Here is a 14,529-nt window from a genome sequence, read left to right as displayed (position 1 = left end):
GCGACTCGTGGTCGTCACACACCTGCGACGGCGTCCAGGTTTTCTCCATACCGCGCGGTCGGTATGCTGTGAGGAGTGCCCGTTCCCGGACACCCGACGACGAGGAGGTCGTACCGTGCAGATCATCGGCGCCGTGCTGGAACGCTGCGGAGCACCCGCACCTTGGGCCGAGTCGCGCCCGCTCACCGTCGGGCCGCTCGAGCTCGACCCGCCCGGACCCGGCGAGATCGCCGTCCGCATCGAGGCGGCCGGCCTGTGCCACTCGGACCTGTCCGTCGTCGACGGCAACCGGGCGCGCCCCACGCCGATGCTGCTCGGCCACGAGGCCGCCGGGATCGTCGAGGCCGCGGGCGACGGCGTCGGCACCGGGCTCGACAGCACCGGGATCGCCGTCGGCACCCGCGTCGTCATGACCTTCCTGCCCCGCTGCGGGGAGTGCGCGGAGTGCGCCACCGACGGCCGGCTGCCCTGCTCCGTGGGCTCCGCCGCCAACGCGGCCGGCGAGCTCGTCGGCGGCGTGCGCCGCCTGCACCGCGACGGCGCCGACGTGCACCACCACCTCGGTGTGAGCGCGTTCGCCACCCACGCCGTCGTGTCGGCCACGTCCGTGGTCCCCGTGCCCGACGACGTCCCCGCCGACATCGCCGCGCTGCTCGGTTGCGCGGTGCTCACCGGCGGCGGCGCCGTGCTCAACGCGGGCCGACCGGCCGCGGGCGCGACCGTCGCCGTCGTCGGGCTCGGTGGTGTCGGCATGGCCGCACTGCTGGTCGCCCGGGCGCTCGGGCACGAGGTGGTCGGCGTCGACACCGTGCCCGCCAAGCTCGACCTCGCCCGTGAGCTGGGCGCCCGCGCCCTCACCCCCGCCGAGGCTCTCGACGAAGGTCTCCGTGCCCCCGTCGTGGTGGAGGCCGCCGGGAACCCCCGCGCCTTCGAGACCGCCTACGCCCTGACCGCCCCCGGCGGCACGACCGTCACCGTCGGTCTGCCCGGCCCGGACCAACGCGCCAGCATCTCCCCGCTGAGCCTGACCGCCGAGGCGCGCACCGTCGTCGGCTCCTACCTCGGCTCGGCCGTCCCGAGCCGCGACATCCCCCGCTACGTGGAACTCTGGCGAGCAGGACGACTGCCGCTGGAACGACTCGTCTCGGCCCGCATCGGGCTCGACGAGCTGCCCCGCGCGCTGGACCGCCTCGCCGCCGGCGAGGAGCTGCGCCAGCTGATCACCTTCGACGAGAGGAAGACCGCATGACCTCCCCCACCGCACGCGTCGCGATCGTCACCGGCGGCGCCCGCGGCATCGGCGCCGCCACCGCGGCCCGACTCGCCTCCGACGGCTACGCCGTGGCCGTGCTCGACCTGCTCGAGGACGTCGCCGCAGAGACCGCCGCGAAGCTCACCGCGGACGGTCACCGCGCGATCGGCGTCGGCGTCGACGTCGCCGACGAGGAGTCCGTCACCGCCGCCGTCGAGCGCGTGGTCGCCGAGCTCGGCGCGCCGACCGTCCTGGTCAACAACGCGGGCATCCTGCGCGACAACCTGCTGTTCAAGATGTCCACCGACGACTGGGACGCCGTGCTCGGGGTCCATCTGCGTGGCGCGTTCCTCGTGACACGCGCCGTGCAGAAGCACATGATCGACGCCGGCTGGGGCCGGATCGTCAACCTGTCCAGCACCTCCGCGCTCGGCAACCGCGGCCAGGCCAACTACGCCGCCGCCAAGGCCGGCATGCAGGGCTTCACCAAGACGTTGGCGATCGAGCTCGGCAAGTTCGGTGTCACCGCCAACGCCATCGCGCCCGGCGTCATCGCGACCGACATGATCGCCGAGACCGCCGAGCGGGTCGGCGTGCCCCTGGAGGACTTCCTGGCGCACATGGCCAAGGAGGTGCCCGTGGGACGCGTCGGGCAGCCCGAGGACATCGCCGCCGCGGCGTCGTTCTTCTGCTCCGAGGAGGCCTCCTTCACCAGCGGCCAGGTGCTGTACGTGGCGGGAGGTCCGCGAGCATGAGCGACGTCATCCAGATCGAGAACCCCGCCGCGCTCGCCGACGCCGTCGGCCAGAAGGCCACCGGCGAGTGGTTCGCCGTCGAGCAGCCCCGCATCACCGCGTTCGCGGACGCTACCGAGGACCACCAGTGGATCCACCTGGACGCCGAGCGCGCCGCCGCCGGGCCGTTCGGCGGCACCATCGCCCACGGATACCTCACCCTGTCGCTGCTGCCGAAGCTCACCGGCGAGCTCGTCGAGGTCGGACAGACCGCGATGGCCGTGAACTACGGCCTCGACAAGGTCCGCTTCCTCACCCCGGTGCCGGCCGGCGGGCGCGTGCGAGCGACCGTCGAGATCACCGGCGCTGAACCCGCCGGGCAGGGCATCCGGCTGGCCTCCACCGTCACGATCGAGCTCGAGGGCGCCGAGAAGCCCGCGCTCATCGCGCAGACGCTGGCGCTGTACGTCCCGGAGGCGTGAGAGTCCGTCCTGCCCGACCCGGATCGGGTCGGGCAGGATGACCCCCATGCCACACCTCCCACAGCCGGCCCCCCGCACCCGTGAACAGCGCCTCGTCGACACCCTGGCCATGCTGCGGAGCCCGGCCCGCGACGCCTGGGTCGCGACGGCGTCGTCAGACGACGACGGCGCGGTACACCCATACATGGTCCCGCTGTCGCTGGTCTGGCTGGACGGACAGGTGGTCCTGGCCCTGCCAGGATCGTCCCGCACGGCGCGCAGCATCGCCGCCACCGCCACGACCCGGCTCGCTCTGGGCGAGACCCGCGACGTGGTGCTCGTCGACGCCGTGCTCGATCAGGCCGTGCCGGTGGCGGACGCGCCGGCGGAACTCGCCGAGGGATATGCCGCCCAGGCGGACTGGGACCCCCGCAGGGACCCGGACGGCTACGTCTACCTCGTCCTGCGACCGCTACGGATCCAGGCGTGGCGCGAGGTGGACGAGATGACTGGGCGGACCCTCATGCGCGACGGGGACTGGCTCTGAGGCGAGCGTAAACGTAAATCCGGCGACAATGGCGATGGCACCGGTCCCGACCCCGGCGGGCCTCTGGTACCAAAGGCCCGTGCTGGCGATCGCCGCCGTGCCCGGCACCGCGCTCGGTGCTCTCGGTGAACCGTCCACGGCGTCACCTGCGGCGTGGGCCGCGGCAGGCGCCGCCGTCCGGAGGCTGCACGACGCGCCGTTGCCACCGTGGCCGGGCCGTCAGCCGGACGACGTGGCGGCGGAACTCGACCGGGAGTGCGCGTGGTTGCTCGCCCACGCCGTCCTGCCCGCCGAGACGATCCGGCGCAACCGCGAGATCGCCGAGGCCGCGCTGCGGCCGTGGGAACCGGTGTTCGTCCACGGCGACCTGCAGATCTCCCACGTGTTCGTCGACGACGACGAGGTCACCGAGCGCGGACGGGGGAACTCGAGGGCCGGTGATCGGCACGACGTCCAGCCCGTGCCAGCGATCGCGACACCCGCCTCAGACGCGTTCGAGCACCATCGCCATGCCCTGTCCCCCACCGACGCACATGGTCTCCAGCCCGTAGCGGCCGCCGGTCGCTTCCAGACCGTTCAGGAGCGTGGTGGTGATGCGAGCACCGGTCATGCCGAACGGGTGCCCGACGGCGATGGCCCCGCCGTGCACGTTGAGCTTGGCCTCATCGATGCCGAGCTCGCGGGCCGACGGGATGACCTGCGCGGCGAACGCCTCGTTGATCTCGACGAGGTCCATGTCGTCGATGCCGAGCCCGGCCCGCGCGAGCGCCTGACGGCTCGCCTCGACCGGACCGAGCCCCATGATCTCCGGGGACAGCCCGGTCACGCCCGTGGACACGATCCGGGCGATCGGCTGCAGGCCGAGCTCCTCGACGACGCGCCCCGAGACGATGACGAGCGCCGCGGCGCCGTCGTTGAGCGGGCAGGCGTTGCCTGCCGTCACGGTGCCGTCGGGACGGAACACCGGGTCCAGCCCTGCCAGCTTCTCCACGGTGGTCCCGGGCCGCGGGCCGTCGTCGGCGGCGACGACGCTGCCGTCCGGCAGGGTCACCGGGGTGATCTCGCGCGACCAGAAGCCGTCCGCGATCGCCTGCTCGGCACGCTGCTGGGAACGGGCCGCGAAGGCGTCCTGCTCGGCGCGGCTGATGCCGTGCACGGAAGCCAGGTTCTCCGCCGTCTGCCCCATGGCGATGTAGGCGTCGGGCAGCTCGCCATCGGCGCGCGGGTCCGTCCAGACCGGCACCTCCCCGACGGCACGCTTGGCCGTGCGCTCGGTAGCCCCGGCGAAGCGCGGGTTCTCCAGGTCCTGGCCCTCGATGTAGTCGCTGGAGCCCTTGACCATTCGGCTGACGGACTCGGCGCCGGCGGAGACGAACACGTCGCCCTCGCCCGCCTTGATGGCGTGGAACGCCATGCGGGTGGACTGCACGCTGGACGAGCAGTAGCGGGTCACGGTTGTGCCGGGCACCCCGTCGAGCCCGGACAGCACGGCGACGATGCGGCCCATGTTCATGCCCTGCTCGCCGCCCGGCAGCCCGCAGCCGAGGATGAGGTCGTCGATACGCGTCGGGTCGAGCGACGGCACCTTGTCGAGTGCCGCGCGGACCATCTGTGTGGCGAGATCGTCGGCGCGCATCTCGCGCAGCGACCCCTTGTAGGCCCGTCCGATCGGCGAACGGGCAGTGGCCACGATGTAGGCCTCGGTCATGATGTGGATCCTTTCTCAGACGAAGGCCGCGTGGCCGGTGATCGAGCGCCCGACGATGAGGTGGTTCATGTCCCGGGTGCCCTCGAAGGTGTAGACGGCCTCCGCGTCGGCGAAGTAGCGCACCACGCCGGTGTCGAGGGTGATGCCGTTGCCGCCGCAGACCTCGCGGGACAGGGCGACGGTCTCGCGCATGCGCGTGGTGACGAACGCCTTGGCCAGCGCGGCGTGCTGGTCGCGCTGGGTGCCCTCGTCCTGCATCTGCGCGAGGCGCACGCACATGCCGAGGCTCGCCGTGATGTTGCCCAGCGCCGTGGCGAGCTTGTCCTGGACGAGCTGGTACGAGGCGATCGGGTTGCCGAACTGCTCGCGCTCCTTGGTGTACCGCACGGCGGCCTCGTAGGCGCCGATCATGGTGCCCAGCGCCTGCCAGGAGACGCCGTCGCGCGTCACACGCAGCACGTTGGCGAGGTCCTTGAAGCTGTCGATCCCCTGCAGGCGGTCCGACTCGGCGACCTCCACGCCGTCGAGCGTGATGTCCGCGTTCTGCACGATGCGCAGCGACTGCTTGCGCTCGATCTTCGTGGCGGTGAAACCGGGCGTGCCCTTGCGCACGATGAAGCCCTTGACCTGGTCGTCGGCCGTGTCCTTGGCCCAGACGACGACGACGTCGGCGAACGTGGCGTTGCCGATCCAGCGCTTGGCGCCGTTCAGCACCCAGGTGTCGCCGTGGCGGGTCGCGGTGGTGCGCAGCCCCCGGGCGGTGTCCGAGCCGGACAGCGGCTCCGTGAGCCCGAAGGCGCCGATGAGGTCCCCGCGCGCCATCGGCGGGAGCCACTGCTCGCGCTGCTCCGGCGAACCGCCCAGACCGATCGAGCTCATCGCCAGGCCGCTGGAGACACCGATGAAGGTGCAGAAGGAGGAGTCGACACGAGCGAGCTCCATGCCGACCCAGCCCCGGAAGACGGCGGAGTTCTCGAACTGGGCCGTCTCCGGCCAGGCAGCGCCGACGGAGCCGAGCTCCGCGAACGGCTTGAAGAGGTGCACCGGGCACTCCGCGCGCTCCCAGTAGTCGTCCGCGAGGGGCCGCACCTGGCTCTCCATGAAGTCGCGGACGCGGCCCACGGCCTCCTGCTCGACGGGTGTCAGGAGGTCCTGGAAGCCGTAGAAGTCCGCGTCCAGGACGCCCGGCACGGTGAGGCCGGCAGGGGCTGCCGGGGTGGTGAGGGTCATCTCTGCTCCGATCAACGTCGATCTGTGGCGTCAGTGTGCATCATTCTGCCAGATGTTGCACGCACCTCGGTCGGCGGCGCTAGGCTGCCCGCATGCTGACGACGACCGCGCAGATCGCCTCCGTGGGCCTGCAGGCCGCACCGACCAGGCTCTCCGCGCGCCTCGAGCCCAGCGTGCACGGCGACGCCCTGCGCGCGTTCGAGCGTGCGCGTGAGACGTTCGTCTCAGGTCAGCGCATCGACATGGGCGGCCTCGCGGCAGACCTGGGCGTCGACCGGACCTCGGTGTTCCGCTGGGTGGGCAACCGCGACGCCCTGCTCACCGAGGTGCTGTGGTCCCTCGCCGTCCCGACGCTGCTCCAGGCCGAGCGCGCCGCCCACGACGCCGGCGGCGCCGAGCACGTGGCCGCGCTGCTCTCCCGGTTCGCGACGGACCTGATCGAGGCGCACTACTTCCGCGTCTTCCTGACCCGCGAGCCCGCCCGCGCGCTGCGGCTGCTCACCACCAAGGCGAGCCCCATCCAGCAGCGCTACCTCGCCACGACCGAGTGGCTGATCCGCACCCACCTGGGTGACCAGCCGTTCGACGGCGCGATCGACCCGCACGCTCTCGCCTACCTGTGCGTGCGCGTGTCGGAGTCGTTCACGTACGCCGACCTCATCACGGGCGAGCCTCCGAGCCCGGACGCCGCACGCTCAGCCTTCCGCCACCTGCTGCGCGTGGCCTGACCGAACAACCGAGACCACACACAGGAGACCCGATGCCCCGCGTCCACCACCCCTTCGCCCTGCGCTGGAACGACAACGACCAGTACGGCCACGTCAACAACACGGTCTACTACCAGGCCATGGACACCGCGGTGAACACGTGGATGATCCGCGAGGCGGGCCTCGACCCCGCCGGGGTCGTCCGCGGGTACTGCGTCGCGTCGTCGTGCGAGTTCACCGCGCCGGTGGCCTACCCGGCCGACCTGGCGGTCGCGATCGGTGTCGAACGCCTCGGGACGACGAGCGTGACCTGGGACCTGCCCATCCTGCTCGCGGGCGACGAGAAGCCCGTGGCCGTCGGCCGGTTCACCCACGTGTTCGTCGACGCGACCACCGAACGCCCCGTCCCCGTCCCCGACGGGGTCCGCTCCGCCGTCGAGCAGCAGCTGCTCTCCTAGGCGTCCCCGACCGCGACAGGGACCTCCTTGACGCCCAGCGCCTGGCCGAAGAGCTCGCCGGCGGGCTCGAATCCCATCCGCCGGTAGAAGCCCTCAGGCCCCTCGTCGCTCCGGAACCAGAGCACCGTCACCCCGGTCCCGCCCCCGCCGCGCAGCCTCCGCCACGACGGCGTCGCCGTCGTCCACGAAGCGCGGCCACGCCGTCGGGGTGGCGGCGGCCTCCTCGAGAGGCTCGAGCACGGTGGCGACGTCGGGCGACCGGCGCCCGGTTCGCTCACATACCGACCGCGCGGTATGCTCCTCGCACCCGGCACCGACGTCGGGCCTGAGCAGGAAGGCGAGGTCATCGATGACCGACGTGCCCGGCCTGGACCGTACCGGCCTGAGCACCTGGCTGGCACGCGAGCACCCCGAGCTGGCGTCCGGCCCCGAGAGCCCCTTGACCGCCGAGGTCATCGCCGGCGGACGGAGCAACCTGACGTACCGGATCGACGGCGCCGCGCTGCCCCTCGTGCTGCGCCGACCACCGCTGGGCCACGTGCTCTCGAGCGCGCACGACATGCGCCGCGAGCACCGGGTGATCTCCGCCCTGGGCACCAGCGACGTCCCGGTGCCCGCCACCGTGGACGTCGTCGACGACACCGAGCGGTGCGAGGTCACCGGGACGACCTTCTTCGTCATGGAACGGGTCGAGGGCGAGGTGCTGTCCCGTCCCGAGCAGAACTCCGGGTTCACGGCCGCAGGCCTCTACCGGCTCGGCATCACGCTCGCCCAGACGCTCGCCGACCTGCACACCGTGGACCCGAGGACGGTCGGCCTGGCTGACTTCGGCCGACCCGACGGGTACCTCGCCCGGCAGCTCACCACCTGGCGCCGGCAGTACGACGCGTCCCGGTCGCGCGACCTGCCCGCCCTGGACGAGCTGCAGGAACGGCTCGCGACCCACGTCCCCGACTCGGGGCGGACCGGCATCGTGCACGGCGACTACCGGCTGGACAACGCCCTCGTCAGCGGCACGCCCGACCGCCCCACGATCGCCGCGGTGCTCGACTGGGAGATGGCCACCCTCGGTGACCCGCTGGTCGACCTCGGCCTCCTCGGGCTCTACTGGGACATCCGCTCGCTCTCCGCGGGAGCGGTCGCCGCGAGCGCCGTCGTCCCCGACGTCGGCTACCCCACCTTCGACGAGCTCGTCGACGCCTATGCGGCCCGCACCGGGACGACGCCGCCGGACCTGTGGTGGTACCGCGCCTTCGCCGCGTACAAGCTCGCGGTGATCCTCGAGGGGATCCGCTACCGCTACCGCGCCGGCGAGACCGTCGGCGACGGGTTCGACACCATCGGCGACCTCGTCGCCCCGCTCGCCGCCGACGGCCTCGCCCGTGCGGCGGCCCGACCCAGGAGCACCTGATGGACTTCTCCCCCGACACCCGCACCGCCGAGCTGACCGAGCAGGTCCGCGCGTTCGTGCACACCCACGTGCTGCCGGCCGAGCCGGTCCTCGACGCCCAGCTCGCCGCGAGCCCCGACGACTGGACCTTCCGACCTGTCGTCGCCGAGCTGCGCGCCAAGGCGCGCGCCGAGGGCCTGTGGAACCTGTTCCTGCCGTCCGAGCTCGGTGCCGGGCTGACCAACCTCCAGTACGCCCCCCTGGCCGAGCTCACCGGCTGGAGCACCCGGCTCGCACCGGTGGCGCTCAACTGCTCCGCCCCGGACACCGGCAACATGGAGCTCCTGGAGAAGTTCGGCACGCCGGCGCAGCAGGAGCGCTGGCTGGCCCCGCTGCTCGAGGCGGACATCCGCTCCGCGTTCTGCATGACCGAGCCCGACGTCGCGTCGTCGGACGCCTCGCAGATCGGCACCCGGATCCGGCGCGACGGCGACGAGTACGTGATCAGCGGTCGCAAGTGGTGGTCGACCGGTGCCATGAGCCCCGACTGTCGGTTGCTCATCGTGATGGGCAAGACCGACCCGCAGGCCTCGCGGCATCAGCAGCAGTCGATGATCCTCGTCCCGCGCGACACGCCCGGGGTGCGGATCGTCCGTCCGCTCACGGTCTTCGGCTACGACGACCGCGACCACGGCGGCCACGCCGAGGTGGTGTTCGACGACGTCCGCGTCCCGGTGGAGAACCTGCTCGGCACCGAGGGCGGGGGCTTCGCGATGGCCCAGGCCCGCCTCGGCCCGGGGCGCATCCACCACTGCATGCGTGCTCTCGGCACCGCCGAGCGAGCGGTCGCCCTTGCCGCCGAGCGCGCACGGAGCCGCTCGGCGTTCGGCGTGCCGCTGTCCGAGCAGGGCGTGGTGCGCCAGTGGGCGGCCGAGGCCCGCGTCGAGCTGGAGGCGCTGCGCCTGCTCGTGCTCAAGACCGCGTGGCTGATGGACACCGTGGGGAACCGGAAGGCGATGACGGAGATCCAGTCGATCAAGATCGCGGTGCCGCGCGCGGTCCAGCAGATCCTGGACCGTGCCATGCAGATCTTCGGCGCGGCCGGCCTCTCCGCCGACCAGCCCCTGGCGGAGATGTTCGCCGGTGCCCGCGCGCTGCGCATCGCCGACGGCCCCGACGAGGTCCACCTGGCGTCGCTGGGCAGAGCGCAGCTCCGCGCCTGACCCGCTCGCACCACGACGACGGCCCGCCTCCCTCGAGGGAGGCGGGCCGTCGTGCGCTGCCCGGAGAGGCCGCGTCAGGTCACTCGACCGGGATGCCGTCGTCCTCGAGCGCGATCTGCTCGGGCTCGATCGGCGTCACGGACTCCCCCTCGAGGCGGTAGGTCGTCCCGACGAAGTCCTGCACGCCGCCGTCGACCATGGTGATCCCCGCGGCGTCGTACCCGGCGTGGTTCTCGGCGGAGTACGCGAGCGGGACGATCCCGTTGCCGACCAGCTCACCGGACTCGAGCACCTCGACCAGGGCCTCCCGCGTCGGGTCCTCGCCGGCCTTGGCGAGCGCCTCGGTGAAGGCGTACGCGACGCCCATGCCGAACACCGTGTTGCCGTCGAACGACGCTCCGTCGTTGTACTCGTCGTTGATCTGCTGGAAGAGCTCCACCCACTCACCGTCCGGGCTGAACGGCAGGTAGTTCACAGACACGAAGCCCTGGAGGAGCTGGGGCGCGACGTCCTCACCGAGGAACTCGACGAGCGTCGGGTAGTCGCCCCCGGCCGAGGAGGCCATCCAGGTGGGCATGAACCCCATCTGCGCGGCGGTGCCGACCGCCAGGGCCGAGAAGCCGTTCACGGTCGCGAGCATCACGACCTCGCAGCCGGCCGACTGCAGGGCACCGATCTGCGCGGTGACGTCCTGGTTGGAGGTCTCGTACGTCTCGTACGCGGCCAGCCCGTCGGCGCCGAGGACGATCTCGGCACCCTCGCGCAGCGTCTCGCCGTAGTCGTCGTGCTGACCGAGCAGGCAGACCTTCTCGCCCGCGTGCTCCTCGGTGGCGTACTGCGCCAGCGCCGAGCCCTCGACGAGGTAGTCCGCGTTGTAGCCGAAGGTGTAGGGGTAGGCCTCCGGGTCGTTCCACGCGGTCGACCCGGAGGACACGAACAGGTCCGGGACCTCGTTCTGGTTGAGAAAGTCGAGCACCGACGAGTGCGTCGGGGTCCCGAGTCCGTTGAGGACGGCGAAGACGTCGTCCTGCTGCACGAGCTCGCGCACCACCGTCTGCGTGTTCGCCGGGTTGTAGCCGTCGTCCTTGACGATGTACTCGATGGAGCGGCCGTGGACACCACCGTTGGCGTTGACGTAGTCGAAGTACGCGCTGGTGGCGGCGGAGATCGAGGAGTACCCGGCGGCGGCCGGGCCGGTCAGCGGCTGGTGGGTGCCGACGGTGACGGTGTCCTCGGAGACACCGGGTGTCGCCTCGTCGGCACCGCCGCAGGCGGACAGGGTGAGGCCGACGGCGACGGCACCGGTGGCCGCGACGACGGTACGAGCGCGGTTGCGCGGTGTGGTGTGAGTGGTCCGCATGGGAGTCACCTCTCTGTGAGTGATTGCGGGACGTGCTGGTCGGACCGCCGGCGGAGCCGCGCGGACAGGGATGCGAAGCGTCCGGCGAAGGCATGAGACAGCCCGCCGGGCCAGACGACGGTGACGAGGACGAGCAACGCTCCGAAGACGAGGACCACGAGGTTCCCGGAGAGCCGCTGCTCGAGGTCGGCGGGCAGGCCCACCGACGTGGTGAGGGTGTCGATGAGCCACGGCAGCAGGACCACCAGCACGGCGCCCACGGCGGCTCCCCCGATGCTGCCGAGCCCGCCGATGACGACGGCCACGAGCAGCAGGAGCGAGAAGGCGAGGTCGTAGCCCCCCGGGCTGACCGTCTGAGTGGCGATCGCGAGCACCGCACCACCGAGACCGGCCGAGAGCGCACCCGCGACGAAGGCGTTCGTCTTGACGCGGCCGGGTGAGATGCCGGCCAGGCGTGCGGCGACCTCGTCGCCGTGGACCGCCCGCATGCGCAGGCCGGCCTTCCCGGACCGCAGGACGGCCAGCGGGGTGACCGCGACGGCCGCGACGAGGACGGCGATCCACGCGTGCCACTGCTCGGTGCTGAACAGCACCGGGGCGAGCCAGTCCGGGACGGGTTCGAAGGGGACGCTGCGGCCCTGGTCGCCGCCCAGGCCGGGGACCTGCGAGGCGAAGGCCGGCAACGCGATGACGAGCGCCAGCGTCAGGCCCGCCAGGTATGGACCGCGCAGCCGTGCTCCGGCGAGCCCGAGGAGCCCACCGACGCCTCCGGCGACGACCACCGCTCCGAGGATCCCGAGAGCGAAGCGCAGGATCCCGCTGAGGTCCGCCTCGGCGGCGAGTCCCGCGGCCAGGGCGTAGCCGTAGCCGCCGCAGGCCATCAGGACGGCATGGCCGAGGGAGAGCTGTCCGGTGAGGCCCACCAGCAGCGTGAGCCCGGCCGTCGCGCAGAAGACGGCGGCGACCACGGCGAGCTGGTAGTTCCGGTACGAGTCGAGCAGGAACGTCGCGGCCAGCGCGAGAACGGTGAGCGCGAGTGCACGCAGCACGATCCCGCGGGTCCGAGAGCTGATGATGGCGGTCATGCGGTTCGCGCCTCCTTGGCTGCGAAGATGCCGCCCGGCCGGACGAGGAGGACGACGGTGAGCAGGACGAGCACCGCGATCGGCGCGAGCCCGGCGCCGAGGAACCCGGTGACCAGGCTGATGAGGATCCCGACGACGATCCCGCCGACGAGCGCGCCGCTCGGCGAGTCGAGCCCGCCCAGCACCGCCACCGTGAAGGCGTGGACGAACAGGATGTCCGCGCTGTGGGCGTTGAGCCCGAGCTCGGTGGGGACGAGGAGCAGCACGGCGAGGGCCGCGACGCCGGACGACAGCATCCAGCCCAGGGTGATCATGCGCGGCACCCTGACCCCCAGCAGCCGGGACACCTCCGGCGCCATCGCCGACGCTCGCATCTGCAGCCCGAGCGTGGTGCCGTTGAAGAGCAGGCCGAGGGCGGCGACCACGCCGAGCGCGACGAGGAGGATGAACAGGTCGTAGGGCGAGAGCACGGCGACGCCGCCGACGGTGAACGGCTGCTCGCTGAAGGGCGCGGCCATGGGCCGGTGCTTCGGGCTGAAGATGATGCTGATGGCGGACTGGAGGATCATCACCAGCCCGATCGCCACGATCATGCCGGGCAGCGGCGTGCCGCTGGGCACGAGCCGGATGAGCCAGCGTTCGACGACGGCGCCGACGAGCGCGCCGGTGACGAGGGCTGCGGCCAGGCCGAGCCAGAAGGACCCGGTGGCCTGGGTCACGGCGAAGGCGACGTAGACCGCGACGATCGCCATGGCGGCCTGGGCGAAGTTCACGATGCGGGCCGCACGCCAGATGATGACCAGCGACAGGGCGAAGAGCGCGATGACGAGGCCGCGGGCGAGGCCCGTGGCGAGGAGGAAGGCGAGACGATCCATCAGAACCCCAGGTAGGCGTGCCGGAGGGCAGGGTCGGCGGCGATCTCGGCAGCCGGGGCGTCGGCGACGATCTCCCCCAGGCCGAGCACGACGCCGCGGTCGGCGATCGAGAGTGCGCTGGTGACGTTCTGCTCGGCGAGCAGCACGGTCAGCCCGGTGCGTCCCGCGGTGTCCCGCAGGATCGAGAACAGCTGGGCGACGACGCGCGGCGCGAGGCCGAGCGACGGTTCGTCGAGGAGCAGCACGCGCGGGCGGGCGACGAGAGCCCGGGCGAGGGCGAGCATCTGCCGCTCGCCGCCGGACAGCTGGTGGCCCATGCTGCGCCGGCGACGCGCGAGCGGCTCGAAGGTCTCGTACACCTCGGCCACGGCGTCGCGCCGTGCCGCGCGGCCCGGGATCTTCCAGAGCGCGCCGAGGTGCAGGTTCTCCTCGACCGTCAGCTCGGAGACGACGCTGCGACCCTCGGGCACCTGGGCCAGCCCTTGCCGGACACGGTCCTCGACGCTGAGTGCCGAGAGATCCTGCCCGTCCAGCTCGATCCGTCCCGCGCGCGGCGGGACGAGGCCGGAGATCGTCCGCAGCAGCGTCGTCTTGCCGGCCCCGTTCGCACCCAGCAGCGCGACGACGGCGCCGTGGGGGACCTCGAGGCGCATGCCGTCGATCACCGGGGCGCCCGCGTAGCCGACCGTGAGGCCGTCGACCGCGAGCATCGTGCGCGTCGTCGTGGACGCGGGGGTCTCGGTCGGGGTGGTCATGCCGCAGCCTCCAGCCCCAGGTAGGCGGCCTCGACGGCCGGGTCGGCACGGACCTCGTCCGGCGTGCCGCAGGCGACGACGCGGCCGAAGTCGAGCACGACGACCCGGTCGGCGACGTCCATGACGAAGTCCACGTGATGCTCCACGAGCAGCACCGAGCAGCCGTCAGCGGAGAGGCCGCGGACTATCCCGGCGAGGTCGGCGATGTCCTCCGCGCCCAGTCCGCCGGCCGGCTCGTCCAGGAGCAGCAGGCGCGGCCCGGTGACGAGGGCCCTCGCGAGCGCGACCCGCTTGCGCTCCGGGTACGGCAGGGCGTCGACCGGGGTCCCCGCCTCGGCAGACAGGCCGAGGCGTTCGAGCACGGCCGGCGCCGCGGCCGGTACGGCGGCCGACCCCGCCGGGCCCACCAGCGGGACGAGCACGTTCTCCAGGACCGTCATCCCGGCGAACAGACCGAGGCCCTGCAGCGTCCGCGAGACCCCGCGGGCCGGCAGCCCGGTCGGCGTCGTCGGTGCGGGCCGGCCGTCGATGCGGACAGAGCCCGCACGGGGCCGGACCAAGGAGCAGACGGCGTTGAACACCGTCGTCTTGCCGGCCCCGTTGGGGCCGATGAGCGCCACCGTCTCGGCGTCGCCCACGGTGAAGCTGACGTCGTCGAGCGCGGTGAGACCACCGAACGTGACGGTGAGCCCGTCGACCTGGAGTCGCGGTGTGTTGCTGGACATCGGCACCTCTTCGTGTCGG

At 72.4% G+C, this 14,529-nt stretch carries 16 protein-coding genes; 8 read left to right on the top strand and 8 right to left on the bottom strand.

What is annotated here, in order from left to right:
• Positions 1-115: 115 nt before the first annotated feature.
• Genes ACWAT2_RS17005 through ACWAT2_RS16990 form a run of 4 tightly spaced genes read left to right on the top strand, consistent with a single transcriptional unit; the run spans position 116 to position 2,994 of the window.
• On the top strand, positions 116-1,249 hold the full coding sequence (locus ACWAT2_RS17005; RefSeq protein ID WP_402377337.1) for a zinc-binding dehydrogenase: 1,134 nt from the start codon (positions 116-118) through the stop codon (positions 1,247-1,249).
• Entirely contained in the window at positions 1,246-2,007 is a 762-nt protein-coding gene (gene fabG, locus ACWAT2_RS17000; protein ID WP_402377334.1) for a 3-oxoacyl-ACP reductase FabG, read from the top strand. The genes ACWAT2_RS17005 and fabG overlap by 4 nt, the downstream gene beginning before the upstream one ends.
• Positions 2,004-2,468, top strand: coding sequence for a MaoC family dehydratase (locus ACWAT2_RS16995; RefSeq protein WP_402377332.1), 465 nt, complete (start codon positions 2,004-2,006; stop codon positions 2,466-2,468). Before fabG ends, ACWAT2_RS16995 begins: the two co-directional genes overlap by 4 nt.
• Positions 2,469-2,514: 46 nt before the next feature.
• On the top strand, positions 2,515-2,994 hold the full coding sequence (locus tag ACWAT2_RS16990; RefSeq protein ID WP_402377329.1) for a pyridoxamine 5'-phosphate oxidase family protein: 480 nt from the start codon (positions 2,515-2,517) through the stop codon (positions 2,992-2,994).
• 484 nt (positions 2,995-3,478) lie between these two features.
• Here ACWAT2_RS16990 and ACWAT2_RS16985 read toward each other — a convergent pair whose 3' ends face one another.
• Positions 3,479-4,702 carry an acetyl-CoA C-acetyltransferase gene (locus ACWAT2_RS16985; RefSeq protein WP_402377327.1) on the bottom strand — a complete coding sequence of 408 codons (1,224 nt, stop codon included), beginning with the start codon at positions 4,700-4,702 and terminating at the stop codon, positions 3,479-3,481.
• Positions 4,703-4,717: 15 nt separating this feature from the next.
• Complete coding sequence (locus ACWAT2_RS16980; protein WP_402377325.1) at positions 4,718-5,932, bottom strand: acyl-CoA dehydrogenase family protein; 1,215 nt, start codon at positions 5,930-5,932, stop codon at positions 4,718-4,720.
• Between the two features lie 92 nt (positions 5,933-6,024).
• Here ACWAT2_RS16980 and ACWAT2_RS16975 point away from each other — a divergent pair, with 92 nt between their 5' ends.
• Together ACWAT2_RS16975 and ACWAT2_RS16970 are read left to right on the top strand one after the other, a co-directional pair.
• Positions 6,025-6,660: a QsdR family transcriptional regulator gene (locus ACWAT2_RS16975; protein ID WP_402377322.1), complete on the top strand. Its 636-nt coding sequence runs from the start codon at positions 6,025-6,027 to the stop codon at positions 6,658-6,660.
• Between the two features lie 32 nt (positions 6,661-6,692).
• Positions 6,693-7,097: an acyl-CoA thioesterase gene (locus tag ACWAT2_RS16970; RefSeq protein ID WP_402377321.1), complete on the top strand. Its 405-nt coding sequence runs from the start codon at positions 6,693-6,695 to the stop codon at positions 7,095-7,097.
• Here ACWAT2_RS16970 and ACWAT2_RS16965 read toward each other — a convergent pair.
• The gene (locus ACWAT2_RS16965) at positions 7,094-7,228 is read right to left on the bottom strand and encodes a hypothetical protein (protein ID WP_402377319.1); all 135 of its coding nucleotides are present in this window, start codon (positions 7,226-7,228) and stop codon (positions 7,094-7,096) included. The two genes, ACWAT2_RS16970 and ACWAT2_RS16965, sit on opposite strands and share 4 nt — an antisense overlap.
• Positions 7,229-7,446: 218 nt before the next feature.
• Between ACWAT2_RS16965 and ACWAT2_RS16960 the strand changes: the two genes are divergently transcribed.
• Together ACWAT2_RS16960 and ACWAT2_RS16955 are read left to right on the top strand one after the other, a co-directional pair.
• Positions 7,447-8,508 carry a phosphotransferase family protein gene (locus tag ACWAT2_RS16960; RefSeq protein WP_402377317.1) on the top strand — a complete coding sequence of 354 codons (1,062 nt, stop codon included), beginning with the start codon at positions 7,447-7,449 and terminating at the stop codon, positions 8,506-8,508.
• Positions 8,508-9,710, top strand: coding sequence for an acyl-CoA dehydrogenase family protein (locus ACWAT2_RS16955; RefSeq protein ID WP_402377314.1), 1,203 nt, complete (start codon positions 8,508-8,510; stop codon positions 9,708-9,710). The genes ACWAT2_RS16960 and ACWAT2_RS16955 overlap by 1 nt, the downstream gene beginning before the upstream one ends.
• A 79-nt stretch (positions 9,711-9,789) precedes the next feature.
• On the opposite strand, the gene ACWAT2_RS16950 is transcribed toward ACWAT2_RS16955, so the two are convergent.
• Genes ACWAT2_RS16950 through ACWAT2_RS16930 form a run of 5 tightly spaced genes read right to left on the bottom strand, consistent with a single transcriptional unit; the run spans position 9,790 to position 14,510 of the window.
• Positions 9,790-11,070, bottom strand: a complete 1,281-nt coding sequence (locus ACWAT2_RS16950; RefSeq protein WP_402377311.1) for an ABC transporter substrate-binding protein — start codon at positions 11,068-11,070, stop codon at positions 9,790-9,792.
• Between the two features lie 5 nt (positions 11,071-11,075).
• Positions 11,076-12,155 carry a branched-chain amino acid ABC transporter permease gene (locus ACWAT2_RS16945; protein ID WP_402377308.1) on the bottom strand — a complete coding sequence of 360 codons (1,080 nt, stop codon included), beginning with the start codon at positions 12,153-12,155 and terminating at the stop codon, positions 11,076-11,078.
• Entirely contained in the window at positions 12,152-13,030 is an 879-nt protein-coding gene (locus ACWAT2_RS16940) for a branched-chain amino acid ABC transporter permease (RefSeq protein WP_402377305.1), read from the bottom strand. The genes ACWAT2_RS16945 and ACWAT2_RS16940 overlap by 4 nt, the downstream gene beginning before the upstream one ends.
• A complete protein-coding gene (locus ACWAT2_RS16935) occupies positions 13,030-13,785 on the bottom strand; it encodes an ABC transporter ATP-binding protein (protein WP_402377302.1) in 756 nt (251 codons plus the stop codon). The genes ACWAT2_RS16940 and ACWAT2_RS16935 overlap by 1 nt, the downstream gene beginning before the upstream one ends.
• A complete protein-coding gene (locus ACWAT2_RS16930) occupies positions 13,782-14,510 on the bottom strand; it encodes an ABC transporter ATP-binding protein (protein WP_402377299.1) in 729 nt (242 codons plus the stop codon). The genes ACWAT2_RS16935 and ACWAT2_RS16930 overlap by 4 nt, the downstream gene beginning before the upstream one ends.
• Positions 14,511-14,529 lie beyond the last annotated feature (19 nt).

This window comes from Isoptericola sp. GX10416, assembly GCF_056590155.1.
Note: the sequence above shows the minus strand (reverse complement) of the source record. Positions and strands in the feature narration are given on the sequence as shown.

Excerpts from the sequence above, each read along its gene's own strand:
- ACWAT2_RS16990 (WP_402377329.1), top strand. The coding sequence starts at position 2,515 with ATGCCACACCTCCCACAGCCGGCCCCCCGCACCCGTGAACAGCGCCTC.
- ACWAT2_RS16980 (WP_402377325.1), bottom strand. The coding sequence starts at position 5,932 with ATGACCCTCACCACCCCGGCAGCCCCTGCCGGCCTCACCGTGCCGGGC.
- ACWAT2_RS16945 (WP_402377308.1), bottom strand. The coding sequence starts at position 12,155 with ATGACCGCCATCATCAGCTCTCGGACCCGCGGGATCGTGCTGCGTGCA.
- ACWAT2_RS16985 (WP_402377327.1), bottom strand. The coding sequence starts at position 4,702 with ATGACCGAGGCCTACATCGTGGCCACTGCCCGTTCGCCGATCGGACGG.
- ACWAT2_RS16995 (WP_402377332.1), top strand. The coding sequence starts at position 2,004 with ATGAGCGACGTCATCCAGATCGAGAACCCCGCCGCGCTCGCCGACGCC.
- ACWAT2_RS16950 (WP_402377311.1), bottom strand. The coding sequence starts at position 11,070 with ATGCGGACCACTCACACCACACCGCGCAACCGCGCTCGTACCGTCGTC.
- ACWAT2_RS16930 (WP_402377299.1), bottom strand. The coding sequence starts at position 14,510 with ATGTCCAGCAACACACCGCGACTCCAGGTCGACGGGCTCACCGTCACG.
- ACWAT2_RS16970 (WP_402377321.1), top strand. The coding sequence starts at position 6,693 with ATGCCCCGCGTCCACCACCCCTTCGCCCTGCGCTGGAACGACAACGAC.
- fabG (WP_402377334.1), top strand. The coding sequence starts at position 1,246 with ATGACCTCCCCCACCGCACGCGTCGCGATCGTCACCGGCGGCGCCCGC.
- ACWAT2_RS16935 (WP_402377302.1), bottom strand. The coding sequence starts at position 13,785 with ATGACCACCCCGACCGAGACCCCCGCGTCCACGACGACGCGCACGATG.
- ACWAT2_RS16960 (WP_402377317.1), top strand. The coding sequence starts at position 7,447 with ATGACCGACGTGCCCGGCCTGGACCGTACCGGCCTGAGCACCTGGCTG.
- ACWAT2_RS16955 (WP_402377314.1), top strand. The coding sequence starts at position 8,508 with ATGGACTTCTCCCCCGACACCCGCACCGCCGAGCTGACCGAGCAGGTC.
- ACWAT2_RS16975 (WP_402377322.1), top strand. The coding sequence starts at position 6,025 with ATGCTGACGACGACCGCGCAGATCGCCTCCGTGGGCCTGCAGGCCGCA.
- ACWAT2_RS16940 (WP_402377305.1), bottom strand. The coding sequence starts at position 13,030 with ATGGATCGTCTCGCCTTCCTCCTCGCCACGGGCCTCGCCCGCGGCCTC.